This is a genomic window from Pseudoroseicyclus sp. H15 (assembly GCF_054353345.1).
Genome location: NZ_JBTHJE010000002.1, coordinates 480,509 through 497,326 on the forward strand (window position 1 = coordinate 480,509; position 16,818 = coordinate 497,326).

19 protein-coding genes are annotated in these 16,818 nt (G+C 67.3%); 11 read left to right on the forward strand and 8 right to left on the reverse strand.

The window, feature by feature from the left end:
* Positions 1-34: 34 nt before the first annotated feature.
* Together ACXN5S_RS06185 and ACXN5S_RS06190 are read right to left on the reverse strand one after the other, a co-directional pair.
* Positions 35-847, reverse strand: a complete 813-nt coding sequence (locus tag ACXN5S_RS06185) for a glutamate racemase (RefSeq protein WP_458604530.1) — start codon at positions 845-847, stop codon at positions 35-37.
* Entirely contained in the window at positions 828-1,751 is a 924-nt protein-coding gene (locus tag ACXN5S_RS06190) for a lysophospholipid acyltransferase family protein (protein ID WP_458604531.1), read from the reverse strand. Before ACXN5S_RS06190 ends, ACXN5S_RS06185 begins: the two co-directional genes overlap by 20 nt.
* A gap of 207 nt (positions 1,752-1,958) precedes the next feature.
* Here ACXN5S_RS06190 and ACXN5S_RS06195 point away from each other — a divergent pair, with 207 nt between their 5' ends.
* The 5 genes from ACXN5S_RS06195 (at position 1,959) to ACXN5S_RS06215 (ending at position 8,031) form a co-directional block, all read left to right on the forward strand.
* Entirely contained in the window at positions 1,959-2,897 is a 939-nt protein-coding gene (locus ACXN5S_RS06195; RefSeq protein ID WP_458604791.1) for a LysR family transcriptional regulator, read from the forward strand.
* Positions 2,898-3,338: 441 nt separating this feature from the next.
* Positions 3,339-4,328, forward strand: a complete 990-nt coding sequence (locus tag ACXN5S_RS06200; RefSeq protein WP_458604532.1) for a hypothetical protein — start codon at positions 3,339-3,341, stop codon at positions 4,326-4,328.
* A gap of 184 nt (positions 4,329-4,512) precedes the next feature.
* Positions 4,513-5,355 carry a methyltransferase domain-containing protein gene (locus tag ACXN5S_RS06205; RefSeq protein ID WP_458604533.1) on the forward strand — a complete coding sequence of 281 codons (843 nt, stop codon included), beginning with the start codon at positions 4,513-4,515 and terminating at the stop codon, positions 5,353-5,355.
* Positions 5,356-5,434: 79 nt separating this feature from the next.
* Positions 5,435-7,594 carry a phosphoribosylformylglycinamidine synthase subunit PurL gene (gene purL / locus ACXN5S_RS06210; RefSeq protein ID WP_458604534.1) on the forward strand — a complete coding sequence of 720 codons (2,160 nt, stop codon included), beginning with the start codon at positions 5,435-5,437 and terminating at the stop codon, positions 7,592-7,594.
* Positions 7,591-8,031: an SRPBCC family protein gene (locus ACXN5S_RS06215; protein ID WP_458604535.1), complete on the forward strand. Its 441-nt coding sequence runs from the start codon at positions 7,591-7,593 to the stop codon at positions 8,029-8,031. The genes purL and ACXN5S_RS06215 overlap by 4 nt, the downstream gene beginning before the upstream one ends.
* Here ACXN5S_RS06215 and ACXN5S_RS06220 read toward each other — a convergent pair.
* The gene (locus ACXN5S_RS06220; protein ID WP_458604536.1) at positions 7,998-8,558 is read right to left on the reverse strand and encodes a GNAT family N-acetyltransferase; all 561 of its coding nucleotides are present in this window, start codon (positions 8,556-8,558) and stop codon (positions 7,998-8,000) included. The genes ACXN5S_RS06215 and ACXN5S_RS06220 overlap by 34 nt on opposite strands.
* Positions 8,559-8,634: 76 nt before the next feature.
* Here ACXN5S_RS06220 and ACXN5S_RS06225 point away from each other — a divergent pair, with 76 nt between their 5' ends.
* The 3 genes from ACXN5S_RS06225 to ACXN5S_RS06235 all read left to right on the forward strand — a co-directional run bounded on the left by ACXN5S_RS06225 (position 8,635) and on the right by ACXN5S_RS06235 (position 10,241).
* Entirely contained in the window at positions 8,635-8,871 is a 237-nt protein-coding gene (locus tag ACXN5S_RS06225) for a BolA/IbaG family iron-sulfur metabolism protein (protein WP_458604537.1), read from the forward strand.
* A 73-nt stretch (positions 8,872-8,944) separates the two neighbouring features.
* Positions 8,945-9,307, forward strand: a complete 363-nt coding sequence (gene grxD / locus ACXN5S_RS06230) for a Grx4 family monothiol glutaredoxin (protein ID WP_458604538.1) — start codon at positions 8,945-8,947, stop codon at positions 9,305-9,307.
* A gap of 238 nt (positions 9,308-9,545) precedes the next feature.
* Positions 9,546-10,241, forward strand: a complete 696-nt coding sequence (locus ACXN5S_RS06235; protein ID WP_458604539.1) for a hypothetical protein — start codon at positions 9,546-9,548, stop codon at positions 10,239-10,241.
* 82 nt (positions 10,242-10,323) lie between these two features.
* On the opposite strand, the gene ACXN5S_RS06240 is transcribed toward ACXN5S_RS06235, so the two are convergent.
* The 3 genes from ACXN5S_RS06240 to ACXN5S_RS06250 are packed head-to-tail and all read right to left on the reverse strand — an operon-like array spanning position 10,324 to position 11,545.
* Complete coding sequence (locus ACXN5S_RS06240) at positions 10,324-10,668, reverse strand: MliC family protein (RefSeq protein WP_458604540.1); 345 nt, start codon at positions 10,666-10,668, stop codon at positions 10,324-10,326.
* Positions 10,665-11,057 (reverse strand): cell division protein ZapA, encoded by a 393-nt coding sequence (locus tag ACXN5S_RS06245; RefSeq protein WP_458604541.1) that lies wholly within the window; start codon positions 11,055-11,057, stop codon positions 10,665-10,667. Before ACXN5S_RS06245 ends, ACXN5S_RS06240 begins: the two co-directional genes overlap by 4 nt.
* Positions 11,057-11,545, reverse strand: a complete 489-nt coding sequence (locus ACXN5S_RS06250) for a hypothetical protein (RefSeq protein ID WP_458604542.1) — start codon at positions 11,543-11,545, stop codon at positions 11,057-11,059. Before ACXN5S_RS06250 ends, ACXN5S_RS06245 begins: the two co-directional genes overlap by 1 nt.
* A 337-nt stretch (positions 11,546-11,882) precedes the next feature.
* Here ACXN5S_RS06250 and tkt point away from each other — a divergent pair, with 337 nt between their 5' ends.
* Positions 11,883-13,901, forward strand: a complete 2,019-nt coding sequence (tkt, locus tag ACXN5S_RS06255) for a transketolase (protein WP_458604543.1) — start codon at positions 11,883-11,885, stop codon at positions 13,899-13,901.
* Positions 13,902-14,029: 128 nt separating this feature from the next.
* Here the strand turns inward: tkt and ACXN5S_RS06260 are convergent, their stop codons facing one another.
* On the reverse strand, positions 14,030-14,416 hold the full coding sequence (locus ACXN5S_RS06260; RefSeq protein ID WP_458604544.1) for a DoxX family membrane protein: 387 nt from the start codon (positions 14,414-14,416) through the stop codon (positions 14,030-14,032).
* The gene (locus tag ACXN5S_RS06265) at positions 14,413-15,387 is read right to left on the reverse strand and encodes a DUF808 domain-containing protein (protein ID WP_458604545.1); all 975 of its coding nucleotides are present in this window, start codon (positions 15,385-15,387) and stop codon (positions 14,413-14,415) included. The genes ACXN5S_RS06260 and ACXN5S_RS06265 overlap by 4 nt, the downstream gene beginning before the upstream one ends.
* A gap of 124 nt (positions 15,388-15,511) precedes the next feature.
* Here ACXN5S_RS06265 and ACXN5S_RS06270 point away from each other — a divergent pair, with 124 nt between their 5' ends.
* Together ACXN5S_RS06270 and gap are read left to right on the forward strand one after the other, a co-directional pair.
* Positions 15,512-15,652 carry a hypothetical protein gene (locus tag ACXN5S_RS06270; protein ID WP_458604546.1) on the forward strand — a complete coding sequence of 47 codons (141 nt, stop codon included), beginning with the start codon at positions 15,512-15,514 and terminating at the stop codon, positions 15,650-15,652.
* A gap of 121 nt (positions 15,653-15,773) precedes the next feature.
* On the forward strand, positions 15,774-16,775 hold the full coding sequence (gap, locus tag ACXN5S_RS06275; protein WP_458604547.1) for a type I glyceraldehyde-3-phosphate dehydrogenase: 1,002 nt from the start codon (positions 15,774-15,776) through the stop codon (positions 16,773-16,775).
* Positions 16,776-16,818 lie beyond the last annotated feature (43 nt).

Below are 16,818 nucleotides of genomic sequence, written 5' to 3' on the forward strand. Positions count from 1 at the left end.
AGATAAGATCGAGAGAGGGCCCGGGCAACCGGCCTCAGGCCTGCGTGAACTCGATCTTTCGTCGCAGGAATTGCGTCGCCTGGTTCGACACGCGCTCGGGCTTGCCGGTCGTCAGGAACAGGCTCTCGCCGCCGCCGCCTGCCATCTCGGGCCGGCGACCGAGGTAATCGGCCAGCGATTCCGCCACGAGGGCGGGCTGGGAATAGACCTGCACCTTGGGCCCCAGCGCATCGGCGAAGATCTCCTCCACCAGCGGGTAATGCGTGCAGCCCAGCACGGCAGCATCCGGCTCGGGCATCTTGCGCAGCAGCGCTTCGACATGGCTGCGCACCAGCGCCTCGGCGAGGATCATGTCGCCTTCTTCGATGGCATCCACCACGCCGCCGCAGGCCTGCGCTTCCACATCCACGCCGATGGCGCGGAAGGCCAGCTCGCGCTGGAAAGCACGGGAGCGAACGGTGGCGGGCGTGGCGAAGAGCGCCACATGCTTCACGGCCACTTCGCGCGGCGGGGAATTGTCGCCCCATTGCCGCTCTGTCAGCGCCTCGATCAGCGGCACGAAGACGCCGAGCACGCGCTTGCCCTCGGGCACCCAGCTCTCCTGCATGCGGCGGAGCGCGGCGGCGGAGGCGGTGTTGCAGGCGAGAATGACGAGGTCGCAGCCCTCGTCGAACAGGCGCTGCACGCCCGCCGTCGTCAGCTCGTAGATGTCATTGGCATCGCGCACGCCGTAAGGGGCATGGGCGTTGTCGCCGTAGTAGACAACCGGCAGGTCCGGCAGGCGGCGCGTGATCGCGCCCAGCACCGTCAGCCCGCCGAGGCCGCTGTCAAAGATCCCCACTGCCATCTGCCCGCTTCCTCTTCGCCTCTTTCCTCGGCCTGTACTTCTCTTCGAACTCGCGGCCGTATCCCGAGGCATCGACCGCGTTTGGCGCTAGGTCATAGGTCGATTTGCGCAGGAACGCCATCATCGCCTTGCTGTCGCCGCGCAGCGCCGCCAGCTCTTCCCGCGGGATCGGCGCGCCGATGGCGACGCGAACCGGCGCATTCAGCCGCGCGTGGAATTCGCGGATGAGCATTCCCATTCGCAATGTGGTGTGAATGTGGCTGGCGATATTGAATAGGCGCGAATTGTGGCCATCGAAAAAGATCGGCACCACATTTGCTTCAGATTTAGCGATCATTTTAGCGGTGAATTTCCGCCATTGCGGATCGAGCGGCGGCTTGAAGGGCCCTGCCCCTGTGGAAACGGTCCCTCCCGGAAAGATACCGATGGCTCCGCCTTCGGAAAGCCAGCTCAGCGCCGCAGCCCGAGTTTCCAGATTGGCCCGCGCCGCCGCCTTCGTATCGTCGAAGGAAATGGGCAGGATCACCCGCTCAAGATCGGGTGACTTCTGGAAGATGCGATGCGCCAGAACCTTGAACTCCCCGCCCCGGCGCGACGACAGGATATGGCCCATCATCAGCCCGTCGAGAATGCCGTAGGGATGGTTGGAGACGACAACGAGCGGCCCCGTCGCGGGGATATTCTCCAGAGCGCCCGAGACAACCTCAAGCTGCAGCCCGTAGCGCGCCGGGATGATCTGCCAGAAGTCGTCGCCGCGCTCGATCTCCTCGGCATAGCCGCGCACCTTGCGGATGAGCTTGAGCCGGCCGGTCGCATTCTCCATCACGCGGATCACGGCCCGGCCGCCGCGCGTTTGCGCCGAGCTGGCATAGGTGATGTCACGCGCGATCTGCTTGGCCGGCATCGGCGCCCTCCGCCCCGCCGCAACGGCGGTTTTTCGCTGCCGATATACGCGCCGAAGCGTGAATGGAAAGCTGTTATAAGCGGTTTGTGTGCAACGTCTCGTGACCCATGGGCACCTGACGCGACTGTGTGCACTCGGCGGACTTGCCTGATTCGAATTATCCCGCGTAGAAGGCTCCATTCCTAGAGCGAGGACCCCTGCCCCATGATGGACTGGGACAAATTGCGGATCTTTCACGCGGTGGCCGATGCCGGCTCGCTGACGCATGCTGGCGACTCGCTGCACCTCAGCCAATCTGCCGTGTCGCGCCAGATCCGCGCGCTTGAGGATTCGCTCAACACCACCCTGTTCCACCGCCACGCCCGGGGGCTGATCCTCACCGAGCAGGGCGAACTGCTGTTCGAGGCGACGCGCGCCATGAACAAGCGGCTGGAGACGGCCGAGGCGCGCATTCGCGATAGCGAGGAAGAGGTGTTCGGCCAGCTAAGGGTGACGACGACCACGGGCTTCGGCACGCTCTGGCTCGCCCCGCGCCTGACCCAGCTCTACAAGAAATACCCCGAAATGAAGATCGACCTGATGCTCGAAGAGCGGGTGCTCGATCTGCCCATGCGCGAGGCCGACGTGGCCATCCGCATGAAGGAGCCCAGCCAAGCAGATCTCATCCGCAAGAAGCTGATGAGTATCCGCATGCGCATGTACGCCTCGCGCGAATATCTCGAAGAGCGCGGCATGCCCGAACGGATGGAGGATATCGCCTCGCACCGGCTGATCTCGCTCTCGCCGTCGAGCCCGCAGGTCTCTGCCGGCAAGCTGCTGGTGCAGCAGCTGATGTCGCACGAGATGCCGTCGCTGCTGACCGTAAACAACTATTTCGGCGCGCTGCAGGCAGTGCTCAACGACCTCGGCATCGGCGTTCTGCCCGATTACGTGGTTGAGGATTTCCCTCATCTGGTGCGCGTGCTGCCGGATATCGAATCCGCCGAAGTGCCTGTATTCCTTGCCTATCCCGAAGAGCTGCGCCAATCGAAGCGCATCTCGGCCTTCCGCGATTTCGTGCAGGACGAGGTCATCGCCCACCGTCGCCGCATGCGGGAGTCTCTCGAAGGCGCCCAGGGCAAGGACGAGACCGCCGGATTGAGCTGAACGTCTGCCCGGCGTACTCGCCACAAGATTGTGCAGCTTTGCAACACGTGCATGACGGCAATGTTGCTGCAGGTGCGAAAAGGTCTTGCCCGGCCTGAAAGCGGCTCCTATCTCTGGGTTTGAGGCGGGCGATCCGCTCTGCGCATCCCCACCTCAACCTCCCTGTTGGACTTCGCCGGGCCTCGTGCCCGGCGTTTTTTTATGCCTGCGCGGGTGGGCGCCGCGATTGCGCGGCGAGGGGCCTAACACGCTGGAATCACGGGAAATTTATTGAAATTGGCGCCTGAGCGATCGGCTTATTTGGTGAATCCGGAATTGATTAATTAATTCCAATTGAATCGATCCCCGAAACATTCCTCAAGTCAGCCCGTTCCTTCCGCCACACGGTCCGCAATTCACTGCAATTGCTTGAGACCTTTGTCGAAATTGATGGAGCGATATATGCGTACGCTGAAGCTGACTACCTCCCTCGTTTGTGCTGTTTCCCTGTTTCCTCTGTCTGCGGTTGCCCAGGTTAATATCGGGGGCGGCGACGGCATTGAGGCCGATGCAGATGTCCTTGGCCAGAATGTCGATGCGGATGTCGGCGGCGGCGACGGCGTGAGCGTCAATATCAACGAAGACGAAGACCCGGTGGATGCCGATGTCGAAGTCGGCGGCGGCAATGGCGCCGAAGTCGACGCGAATGTCGGCGGCGGGTCGGGCGGCGACTCCGGCGGTGATTCCGGTGGCGGCGGTGTCGATGCCGACGTGGATGTCGGCGGCGGCGACGGCGTGGATGCAGACGTGAATGTCGGCGGCGACAGCGGCGCCGATGCCGATGTGGATGTCGGCGGTGACTCCGGTGGCGGCAGCTCCGGCGGCGGCTCGAATGGCGGCTCCAGTGGTGGCGGCTCGAACGGCGGCTCGAACGGTGGCTCTAACGGAGGCTCCAGCGGCGGCTCCAGCGGCGGCGGGTCCAACGGCGGCTCGACGGGCGGCAGCAGCGGCGGTAGCGGCTCCGATGGCTCGAGCGGCAGCAACGGCGGCAGCGGCGCCGACGGCTCGAGCGGCAGCTCCGGTGGCGCTGGTGGCAGCGGCTCTGGCGGTGCCGGTGGCAGCGATGGGACCGCGGGCTCCGGCTCTGATGGCTCCGGCTCTGAAGGCTCTTCTGCCAATGCGGCCCAGGCTGGCGCCATGGGCGCCGGCACGCTGAACCTCGACGCGCTGGTTGGCACGGAAGTCTATTCCAGCGATTCCTACATGCTCGGCATGGTTTCGACAGTGCAAGCCGGCGAAGGCTCGAACGTTGGCCTGACGATCGATGTCAACGACTCGCTTGGGCTGTCGGCTCCGGCGGTGCTGCTCTGGGTCAGCCCGCGCGTTGCCAGCGGCGAACCCGTCATGCTCCCCATGACCTACGACGCCTTCGTCAGCCAGATCGGCGGCTGACCTGAAGACTGCCGGGTTGCCCTCTCGGGCGGCTCGGCGTCCCGAGCCACCACTCCCCACACCTTCCAACGTGAGCGCCGCCCCATCCAACGGAGCGGCGCTTTCTTGTCACGCACAAGCGGCGAAGTGATTTCTCACTCTGCGCCAACCTGTTAGGCTGCGCTCAGCCAAAGGAGAGCCCGCCATGACCGGTATGAACGAAGACCAGCGCGCCTTCTGGAACGATGCCCCCGGCCGGAACTGGGCGACCCATCAGACCAGCCTCGATGCGATGCATGTCGAGGCCGCCGACGCCGTTCTCGCCGCCGCCTCCCCCGCGCCCGGCGAACGCGCGCTCGACATCGGCTGCGGCGCCGGCGAGACGACCGCGCGCGTCGCCCGCGCTGTCGGGCCGGAGGGGCGCGCCCTCGGCCTCGACATCTCTCACCCGCTCGCAGCCCTCGCCCGCGCCCGGCTGGCCGGTCTGCCGCAGGCAGAAGTCGAAATTGGCGACGCGCAGGTCTGGAACGGCGAGAGCGGCTTCGACCTCGCCATCTCGCGTTTCGGGGTGATGTTCTTCGACGAGCCCGCCGAGGCCTTCGCCAACATCCGCGCCCGCCTTGCTCCGCAGGGGAGGATCGCCTTTGCCTGCTGGGCCGGCGTAGAGCACAACCCGTGGTTCTCCCTGCCCGGCGAGCTCGCGGCGGCGAGGTTCGGCACCCCTCCGGCCTCTCCGCCCCCGCATGCCCCCGGCCCCATGGCGCTGAAGGACACCGCCCGCACGCTCGGCCTGTTCGCCGAGGCAGGCTTCAGGGATGCCACCGCCACGCCGCGCGACATCCTTCTGCATCAGCCGAGCGCCGACGAGGCCGCCCGCCTCGCCCGCTCCATTGGCCCCATCCCCCGCCAGGTGCGCGACAAAGGCGGCAGCGATGCCGATATCGACGCGCTCTGCGACGCACTGGCCGAGGCGCTGGCGCAATACGAGACGGCAGAGGGCCTGCGCATCCCGGCGCGCATCATCCTCTACACGGCGCGCAACGCCTGACCCTGCCGGCACCTCTTGCCCCACTTTCCCCTCTCGCGCGGCTCGGCTAGAGAGGCCGCGCGCCAAGGGGAGACGCCAGATGCAAGAGCCTGCCATCACCGAAGAGCTGATCGCCGCCCACGGGCTGAGCCCCGATGAATACGCGCGCATCCTGCAAATCCTGAACCGCGAGCCGACCTTCACCGAATTCGGCATCTTCTCGGCGATGTGGAACGAGCATTGCTCGTACAAGAGCTCGAAGAAATGGCTGCGCACCCTGCCCACCACCGGGCCCCAGGTGATCTGCGGCCCCGGCGAGAATGCCGGCGTGGTGGATATCGGCGACGGGCAGGCGCTCGTCTTCAAGATGGAAAGCCACAACCACCCCAGCTATATCGAGCCCTATCAGGGCGCCGCGACGGGCGTGGGCGGCATCCTGCGCGATGTCTTCACCATGGGCGCCCGGCCGATCGCCGCGATGAACGCGCTCAGCTTCGGCATGCCCGATCACCCCAAGACCAAGCGCATCGTCTCGGGCGTCGTCGCCGGCGTGGGCGGCTACGGCAATTGCTTCGGCGTGCCGACCGTGGGGGGCGAGGTGCGCTTTCACCCCAGCTACAACGGCAATTGCCTCGTCAACGCCTTCGCCGCCGGCCTCGCCGATGCCGATGCGATCTTCTACTCGGCGGCCTCGGGCGTGGGCATGCCGGTCGTCTATCTCGGCGCCAAGACGGGGCGTGACGGCGTGGGCGGCGCCACGATGGCGTCGGCGGAGTTCGACGAGACAATCGAGGAAAAGCGCCCCACCGTGCAGGTCGGCGACCCCTTCACCGAGAAGCGGCTGATGGAGGCCTGTCTTGAGCTGATGGCCACCGGCGCCGTCATCTCCATTCAAGACATGGGAGCCGCCGGTCTGACCTGCTCGGCCGTCGAGATGGGCGACAAGGGGGGCCTCGGCATCCAGCTGCAGCTCGATGACGTGCCGCAGCGCGAGGCGAACATGAGCGCCTACGAGATGATGCTGTCGGAGAGCCAGGAGCGGATGCTCATGGTGCTACGCCCCGAGAAAGAGGCCGAGGCCCGCGCCGTCTTCGACAAATGGGATCTCGACTTCGCCATCGTCGGCGAAACCATCGCCGAAGACCGCTTCCTGATCCTGCATGGCGAGCAGGTCATGGCCGACCTGCCGCTCTCGCGCCTCGCCTCCTCGGCGCCGGAATACGACCGCCCGTGGGAAGAGAGCCCCGCCGCCGCCCCGCTGGGCGACGTGCCGGAGGTGGCGCCGCTGGAGGGCCTGCGCGCCCTCATCGGCTCGCCCAACCATGCGGCCAAGCAATGGGTCTATGAGCAATACGACACGCAGGTGATGGGCGACACGGCACGCCGCCCCGGCCTTGGCGCCGGGATCGTGCGGGTGCATGGCACGGGCAAGGCCATCGCCTTCACCAGCGACGTGACGCCCCGCTACTGCAAGGCCAACCCCGACCGGGGCGGCGCGCAGGCGGTGGCCGAGGCCTATCGCAATCTCGTCTGCACCGGGGCCACGCCGCTGGCGACGACGGATAACCTCAACTTCGGCAACCCCGAGAAGCCCACGATCATGGGCCAGCTCGTCGGCTGCCTGCGCGGTATCGGTGCCGCCTGCGAGGCGCTGGATATGCCAATCGTCTCGGGCAATGTCTCGCTCTACAACGAGACCGACGGCACCGGCATCCTGCCCACGCCCACCATCGGCGCCGTGGGGCTGATCGCGCGCGAGGCCGACCGGATCGGCACGCGGCCCGAGGCTGGCGACGTGGCGCTGCTCCTCGGCGGCACGCCCGGCCATCTCGGCCAGTCGGCGCTCCTGTGGGAGATGTTCGGCCGCGAAGAGGGCGAGGCGCCCGAGGTGGACCTTGCCGCCGAGCGCAGCCATGGCGAGTACGTGCTGGCGAACCGCGCCCAGATCCGCGCCGCCACCGACCTGTCGGACGGCGGCCTTGCGCTGGCCGCCTTCGAGCTGGCCGAAGCCGCCGGCCTTGGCGTGACGGTGGATCTCAGCGGCACCGGCGCCCTCTTCGGCGAGGATCAGGGCCGCTACCTGCTTGCCGCCGCGCCCGAGGCCGCGAAGGCCCTGTTGCAGGCGGCCAGCGCGGCGGGCCTGCCGCTGGTAGAGGTCGGGCGCTTCGGTGGCGAGACCGTCAGCCTCGGCGGCGACAGCGCCCCGGCGGCGGAGCTCTTCGGGCTCTACCGCAGCGCCTTCGCCGCCGCGGTCGCGTGATCCGCCTCTCTCACAGCTACGCGGCCTCGCCCGCCGCGCTGTGGGAGGTCTGCACCTCCTGGGCCGCGCTCCACGAGGTCTGCCGCCCGCTGGTGACGTTCGACGGCGTGCCGCATGAGGGCCATCTGGGGGAGGGCGACATCATCGAGACCGACGTGCGCCTCTTCGGGCGATTGCCGCCGCAGCCCTACCGCATGGAGGTGCTGGAGGCGGACCCGGCGGCGATGACCTTCCTGTCAGCCGAGGTCGGCATGGGCGTGCGCCACTGGTGCCACCGCGCCCGCGTGGTGGCCGTGGGCACCGGCAGCCGGCTCGACGAAGAGATCGACATCGACGCGGGCTGGCGCACGCCTGCCTTCAACGCCTGGGCAAAGATCCTCTACCGCGCCCGCCACAAGCCGCGTCAGCGGCTCCTCGGCGAGGTCACGAAGAGGTAGCACGGGCCCTCCACGTCGACCTCGCGCTCCAGCGTCATGCCGATGCTACGCGCCGTGGCCGCCGACGCGAGATTGGGCAGATCGACGAGCGCCACCAGCCGCTCATGCCCCGCAGCCTGCCCATAGTCGCGCAGCCCCGCCGCCATCTCGCGGCCCAGCCCCTGCCCCCAATGCGGCTTGCCCAGCAGCCAGGCCAACTCCGGCTCGAAGACGCCCTCCAGCTCCAGCGGCAGGATACCGCCCCGACCGGTCATCTCGCCCGTTTCCCGCAGAACCGCAGCCCAGAGCGTGTAGCCCGGATGCTCCGCTTTGCCGCCGCCAATGGCCCACGCCATCTCGCGTTCGGTCTGCTCCCGCGTCCGCGTGAAGTCCGGAAAATACCGGCGCACGTCCTCATCGGCATAGAGCGCCGCCAGCGCATCCAGATCCTCCGGCACGAAGGCGCGGAAGATCATGCGCTCGGTGCGAAAGACCTCCTCCCCCGGCTCTACCGCCCTCAGCCCTGCCCCGCCTGACGCCTCGTTCATGCTTCGCCCTCCGGCCCCCGCCTTGCGACTCCCGGTTACGGAGCCTAGATTCAGCCTCGAATGCAAGGAGCTGCCGATGGCCATCACCGCCCATGAGATCGAAACCCTGCTCCGCGAGAGCTTCCCGCAGGCCCAGATCACCGTCGAGGGCGACGATGGCTCTCACTTCGCGGCCCAGGTGGTCGACGAGAGCTTTCGCGGCATGAACCGCGTGCAGCAGCAGCGCGCCGTCTATGCCGCGCTCAAGGGCCGGATGGACGGCTCGGCTGGCGAGCTCCACGCCCTGGCGCTGACGACGCGGGCGCCGGAATGAGCGCCGCCCAGGCGACGAGACAGAGATAGCAGAACACGCCCCCCATGCAGGGCCGATAACCGGAGAGACGGATATGACCGCTCAGGACCAGATCAAGACCACCATCGAAGCCAGTGACGTGGTGCTCTACATGAAGGGCACCAAGGCCATGCCGCAATGCGGCTTTTCCAGCCGCGTCGCCGGCGTGCTCAACTTCATGGGCGTCGACTATACCGATGTGAACGTGCTTGAGGACGAGGGCGTCCGCCAGGGGATCAAGGAATTCTCCGACTGGCCGACCATCCCGCAGCTCTACGTCAAGGGCGAGTTCGTCGGCGGCTGCGATATCATCACCGAGATGACGCTGTCGGGCGAGCTCGACCAGCTGTTCGAGAGCAAGGGCATCACCTTCTCCAAGGACGCTGCCGACAAGATCCGCGAAGCCAACGCAAGCTGATCCCGCCCCAGAGGGCCACCGAACTTTCAAAGCCGCCGCCCTTCCCGGGACGGCGGCTTTCGTGCCAAAGTGCAACAGTCCGGCAGGGCCTCGGTGCCCTGCCGCACCTCCTCGCTAGGCACCGCCGGGCTTGCAGCTATTTTCGCAGCGGGATGTGCTTGCTGCCGGTATGTAAATTGTCCTTCGTTCGACACTCTTTGCGGCCGCCCCCCGGGGCGGCGTTGCCCGGGATCGTGCTGTGACAACAGCGCTGGTCCTCATGGGTACCATGGTCGTCCTTCTGGCGGCCGGGCTGTTCACGCTGAGCAGCCTGAAGCGCGTTGAAGCGCGCCGCCGCGAGGAATTCGAAGAACTCGCGGCCCGCCGCTCCTGGCAGCTCAACATCACACATGAAGTGCTCGGCCGCCCGGCCATCACCCGCCTGCAGGCCCGCACCGGCGGCAAATGGGTGGTGGAAAGCCGGCGCCGCAGCGGCAGCGATGCCGCGGCCGGCGATCTGCAATCGACGGAATTCTCCTCGCGCGATCCGCATTGGAGCGACGGGCTGATGGCGATGGGCCCGCCGCTCTCCCCCGAGATGGCCGCCCTGACCGGCCTGATGCAGGGCCCGCTCGATGGCGAGATGGGCGAGCGGCTCGTCACCAAGCTGCTCGGCCCCGGCTCGGCCAGCGAAGGCAAGGGCCTGCGCCTGCAGAACGGGCCCGACGGCGTGACCATCCTCGCTTCCACTGCGCTCGGCCACCGCTTTGAAACCCAGCCACTGGCCCGGGCCCTGATGGGCTGGGAGCCACTGGTGAAGGGCGAACGCGGCCACCCGGTGCTGATCATCGGGCGCGACGGGATGCGGGTACGTCTGCGCCACGCCATCGCGCGGGCCGAAGACATGGAGCGCTTCATCGATCTGTCGCTGGAGCTGACGCGGCTGGGGGCCTGAGCCGCCCCCCGCCGCGAGTTGCCACGAATTCCGCGCGGAATTCGTTACGGAATTCGCGCGAATTCCGGTGGCGAGCGTTGCCCTACTGGCTTTCGCAGAAGGCGTAGAGCGTGACTTCCTCGCCGACCTCGCCGTCGTACCAGTTGAGCATCGCCTGGCCGCCCTTGTCCCACCAGACGTAATGCGAGCCGTCCGACGGCCAGCCATAGCGCGCGCCGGAGCCGCTGATCTCCTGCTCCAGCGTGATCATGCGGCCCTCGACCATCAGCACCACGACCGCGGGCTCTACGCCGTTGACATAGGTCACCGGGATCTCGACGCCGCGCTCGCAGATATAGCGCCCGGTGATCACCTCGGCCCCGGCCGGGGCGGCGGCCAGCAGCGCAAGCGCCGCAAGGCCGGTGGTCAGTCCAGGGGAGGCTCTCATGCCGTCTTCTCCTCAACCTCGTCGGCCAGCGCCTCGGCGCGGGCGGCGAGCTCTGCCAAGGTTTCCGTCACGCCCTCGGGCAGAACGGGCACTTCCACGCGCTCCGGCTCCGGCGGCGGGCGGTTGTTCAGCTCTTCGAGCTGCGCGGTCAGGGCGGCGACACGGTCTTCCGCCTCTTTCACCCTGTCCTCCAACCCCGCCGTCTTGTCGGCGAGCATGAGGCCAGACATCAGCAGCATACGCGCCTCGGTCATGCGGCCCATCTGGGCGGCGAGCTCGCTCGCCTCGGCATCCAGCATCAGCGCCGCGGATTGCAGATAGGGCTCTTCGCCCTCCTGACAGGCCACCTCGAACGAGCGCCCGCCAATGGAAATCTCGACATGCGGCATCAGCTTGCCTCTCCCATTTCAGGCCCGAGCACGGGGCGGAATTCGGCCAGGATGGCATCGATCTCAGCGATCTCGGCGGCGCGGGCGGCGCTCATCGCCTCCAGCTCGGCCTGCATTGCGCGGTTGATCAGCTCGGGGTCGCTGACGCCTTCCTCGGCCGAACGGCGCAGCTGGGCAGAGGCATCCCGCAGCTCGGCATTCGCCTCCTGCAGCGCCTGCATCTCGCCATCGAGCCGGCCGACCGTCTCGCGATGGCGGGCGGCCTCCTCTTCCTGCGCGGCCGTCGCCCCGTCGAGCTTGGTCTTCAGCGCGCGGACCCGCTCGTTGAGCTGGGCGTTCACCAGCTTCTCCTCGTCGAGCGCCTCTTCGAGCCGCGCGAAATCCTCGGGCCCCTGCCCCTCCACCGGGCGGCTCATCCCGCCCATGCCGGCGCGGATGCGCCTCAGCGCCTCCGAAATCCGTGCTTCAAGTTCGTGAAGGTCATCCATCGGTCTGCCTTGCCTTGCCCCGTTTTCGGTTCTTGGCCGGCGGGGGCAGCATGCACACGGCCCACACCGGCATTCGTTCTGTCGCGCCCCGGCCCTGCCGCCGGTGCCGGCGCCAGCCGCCCCGGTGGGCAGGCCAGCGACGAATCGCGTGGGCGCATGCATACCGTATGCGAGCCGGCGAAGAGCGGCAAACCTGCCTACGTCTTTCCGCCGAGGGGCTTAGCGCCTACTCCTCAGCCGCGGGGTTGAAGCGGGCTTGATCTCGCCCCCCCCGCTGATATGCACATTTGCGCCCGGTCCGGGCGGTTGCCCTATGCGATTTTGGAAAGGACCCATTATGGACATTGCTTCCCTGCGCAAGGCGCATCCCGAGCACTGGATGAAAGCCGCCGCGATCCGCACGCTCACCCTCGACGCGGTCGCCGCCGCGAACTCCGGCCATTCCGGCATGCCGATGGGCATGGCCGACATCGCCACGGTGCTGTTCGAAAAGCATCTGAAGTTCGACCCCAAGGCCCCGCTCTGGCCCGACCGTGACCGCTTCATCGTGTCGAACGGCCATGGCTCTATGCTGCTCTACTCGGTGCTCTACCTCACCGGCTACGAGAGCATGACGCTGCAGGAGATCAAGGATTTCCGCCAGTGGGAGAGCGCGACGCCGGGCCACCCCGAGTACAACCACTCCCCCGGCATCGAGACGACGACCGGCCCCCTCGGCCAGGGCATCGCCAACTCCGTCGGCTTCGCCATCGCCGAAGAGAGCCTGCGCGCCCGCTGGGGCAAGAAGATCATGGATCACCGCACCTGGGTCTTCGCCGGCGACGGCTGCCTCATGGAGGGCGTCAGCCAGGAAGCCATCGCGCTGGCCGGCCACCAGAAGCTCAGCAACCTCACGGTGTTCTTCGACCACAACTCGATCACCATCGACGGGCCGACCTCGATGGCCGACAGCACCGACCAGTGCGAGCGCTTCGCCGCCTCCGGCTGGCATGTGCAGAAGATCGACGGGCATGACCCGGTCGCCATCGACGAGGCCATCGAAGCCGCAAAGGGCGACCCGCGCCCCTCGATGATCCAGTGCGAGACGCATATCGCCCTCGGCTCCTCCGCGCAGGACACCGCCAAGGGCCACGGCGCGCTGACCGACCCGGATGTCGTGGCGAATACGAAGAAGGAATACGGCTGGGACGCGCCGGCCTTCGAGATCCCCTCCGACATCAAGGCGCAGTGGGAAGCCATGGGCGCGCGCGGCGCCGCCGAGCACGATGCCTGGAACGAGCGGGTCGCTGCCCTCTCCGACGCCAAGCGCGCCGAGTTCGACCGCACCTTCGCCCGCGAGGCCCCGAAGGCGCTGGCCGGCCGCATCAAGGCGCTGAAGAAGCAGATCAGCGACGAGGCCCCGAAGGTCGCCACCCGCAAGAGCTCCGAGATGGTGCTGGAGGTGGTGAACCCGGTGATGAAGGAGACAATCGGCGGCTCGGCCGACCTCACCGGCTCGAACAACACTTTGACCGGCGATCTCGGCATCTTCGATGCTGAGAACCGCAAGGGGCGCTACATTCACTACGGCATCCGCGAGCATGGCATGGCCGCGGCGATGAATGGCATGGCCTCGCACGGCGGTGTGAAGCCCTATGGCGGCACGTTCTTCTGCTTCACCGATTACGCCCGCCCCGCCATCCGCCTCTCGGCGCTGATGGGCGTGCCGGTCGTCTACGTGATGACGCATGATTCCATCGGTCTCGGCGAAGACGGCCCGACGCACCAGCCGGTCGAGCACCTCGCCATGGTGCGCGCCACGCCGGGGCTGAACGTCTTCCGGCCCGCCGACACGGTGGAGACGGCGGAAGCCTGGGAGATCGCGCTGAGCGAGACCAAAGTGCCGAGCATCCTCGCGCTGACCCGCCAGGGCCTGCCGACGGTGCGCACCAAGCATACCACCAAGAACCTTACCGCCCAGGGCGCCTATGTGCTGGCCGAGGCGGATAACAAGCGCCGCGTGATCCTCATGGCGTCGGGCTCCGAGGTCGAGGTGGCGATGGAGGCGAAGAAGGCGCTGGAGGCCGAGGGCATCGGCACGCGTGTCGTCTCCGTGCCGTCAATGGAGCTCTTCCGCCAGCAGGACGAGGCCTACCGCAAGCGCGTGCTTCCCGCGGGCGCCGTGCGCGTGGCCATCGAGGCCGGCGTCCGCCAGCCGTGGGACTGGCTGCTGCTCGGCGAGCGGGGCCGGGAGCAGAAGGCGGCCTTCGTGGGGATGGACAGCTTCGGCGCCTCCGCCCCCGCCGAGGTGCTGTTCGAGAAGTTCGGCATCACGGCGGAGCACACCGTCGCCAAGGTGAAGGCGCTGCTGGGGTAACTTGGCGGAGCGCCTGTGGCGCACGCGATGCTTGCGATGAGGGGGCTGTCTGCCCCCTCAAACGCCCCCGAGGATATTTGCAGAAAAGCGAGAGCAAGAGGGCGGCCCGATGGGGCGGCCCTCTTCTTTCATGCGCCGACGCGCCAGTTGCCGGGGCCGGCGGCGGCGAGGGCGAGGCAGCCGCCGGCGATGGCCCAGTTCTTGACGAAGATCGTCATCTGCCAAGGGTCGTCTGGCAGGAAGTGGAAATAGCTGGTGACGATGCAATAGGCCGCAAGGCTGAGGGCGACGGGGGTGATCCAGGCGCCCGCAAGCAGGGCGAGGCCCGTGGCGGCGTTGTAGGCGAGGGCCGGCCAGATGAACCAGAGGGGCCAGCCGCGCATGGCCAGAAGCTCCTGCGCGGCGGCGGGATCGGTGATCTTCTGCACGGCGCCGCCGAGGAAGAGGCCGGCCAGAAGCAGGCGGGCGGCGAGGAGCGCGCCGTCGCGGGCGGGGCCGGTGAGGCCGTGGCTCAATGCTCCGCCGCCTTGTCGCCGCCGCTGAAGAGGCCGAAGAGCGGCATGACCAACAGCGTGGCGACGGGGATGAGGATGAAGCCCCAGGCGAGGCCCAGCACGCCGTCGAAGGCGGCGGTGACGGCCCAGGCGACGAAGCCCTCCCAGCGGCCCACGGCGTGGGCGGCTTGTTCGGCAAGATGGTGGATGTATTCATAGGGCGCGGCGAAGCCCAGCACCTCGATCCCGTGCAGCATGATGTTGCCGCCGACCCAGAGCATCGCCGCCGTCCCCACGATGGAGAGCACCTTGAGGAAGGTCGGCATCCATTTCACCAGGCCGGCGCCGATGGCGCGGGTGAGGCCGAGGCGGCCGTGATCGACCATCTCGAGGCCGAGATCGTCGGCCTTCACGATGAGGGCCACGGTGCCGTAGACGGCGATGGTGATGCCGACGCCCACCACGGCGAGCGTCGCCGCCTCCAGCCAGAAGCTGTCAGCCTCGATGACGGAGAGGGCGATGGTCATGATCTCGGCGGAGAGGATGAAGTCGGTCTTGATGGCGCCGGCGACCTTGCGCTCTTCGAGCTTGCTTGGGTCCTTCACCGCCATGTCCTCGGCCACCTTGTGGCTGGCATGGGGGAAGAGGACGTGGAAGATCTTCTCGGCCCCTTCGAAGCATAGATACGAGCCGCCGAGCATGAGCAGCGGCGTGATCGCCCAGGGCGCGAAGTTGGAGAGGAGCAGCGCGATGGGCAGCAGGAAGATCAGCTTGTTGCGCAGGCTCCCCTTGGTGATCTTCCAGATGATCGGGATCTCACGCTGCGGCTTGAAGCCGGTGACGTATTTCGGCGTCACGGCGGCATCGTCGATCAGCACGCCGGCCGTCTTGGCGCCGGCCTTGGCGGCCGCGCCGGCCACATCGTCGACAGAGGCCGCCGCCACCTTGGCGATGCCCGCCACGTCGTCCAGAAGTGCCAGTAATCCGCTCATGCCCTGCCCCTATGCCTGAGAGGTCAATCTAGAGGCCCCCGGGGCCGCGGCAACCCCGCGTCTTCAGCTCCGCCGCGGCAGAGGGCGCTTCCCGCCCGGCGCGGCAGAGGGTAGCGTCGCGCGCATGTCGACGCGCCTCGCCCTTGCCCTCGCCCTGCTGATCGCCCTGCTCATCGCACTCGACCTCTGGCAAGGCTGGGGGGCGACGCTGTTCGTGCTGCGCAAATTCGTCGATCTCGTCCACGCCCTCGCCTTCTGGCGCTAACGGGCGAGACCTTCGTCGCTAACATGTCCCCGCCCGCCCCTGCGGCGGTTGACCTTTCCGCCCAAATCGCAATCTTGGCGCCGAACCGCGCCCGAGGGGCGCAGCACCCGGAGGGAACGACATGGCTGTGAAGGTTGCAATCAACGGGTTCGGACGGATCGGGCGCAACGTGCTGCGCGCCATTATCGAATCCGGCCGGACTGATATCGAGGTGGTGGCCATCAACGATCTCGGCCCGGTCGAGACCAATGCGCATCTTCTGCGCTACGACAGCGTCCACGGGCGCTTCCCCCATCAGGTGACGACCACCGAAGACACGATCGATGTGGGCCGCGGCCCGATGCGGGTCACCGCGATCCGCAACCCTGCCGATCTGCCCTGGGGCGATGTCGACATCATCATGGAATGCACCGGCATCTTCACCAGCAAGGAGAAGTGCCAGGACCATCTGAAGACGGGCGCCAAGCGGGTGCTCATCTCGGCCCCCGGCACTAATGCCGACAAGACCATCGTCTATGGCGTCAACCACGACACGCTAACCGCCGATGACATCATCGTCTCCAACGCGTCGTGCACCACGAACTGCCTCGCCCCCGTGGCCTATGTGCTCAACAAGACCATCGGGCTGAAGCGCGGCTTCATGACCACGATCCACTCCTACACCGGCGACCAGCCCACGCTGGACACGATGCACAAGGATCTCTACCGCGCCCGCGCCGCGGCGATGAACCAGATCCCCACCTCCACCGGCGCCGCCAAGGCCGTGGGCCTGGTGCTGCCCGAACTCAACGGCAAGCTCGATGGTGTCTCCATCCGCGTCCCCACGCCGAACGTCTCGGTGGTCGACCTGACCTTCGAGGCCGACCGCGACACCAGCGTGGAAGAGATCAACGACGCGATCCGTGCTGCCGCCGATGGCGAGCTGAAGAACATCCTCGGCTATACCGACGACAAGCTCGTCTCGATGGATTTCAACCACGATCCGCACAGCTCGACCTTCGCGATGCCCGAAACCAAGGTGATGGACGGCAACTTCTGCCGCATCCTCACGTGGTACGACAACGAATGGGGCTTCTCGAACCGCATGAGCGACACTGCCGTCGCAATGGGCAAACTGCTCTGATGAGGCGGCGGCGGGCCGCCGGCCCCGCCCTTCTGCCTTGACC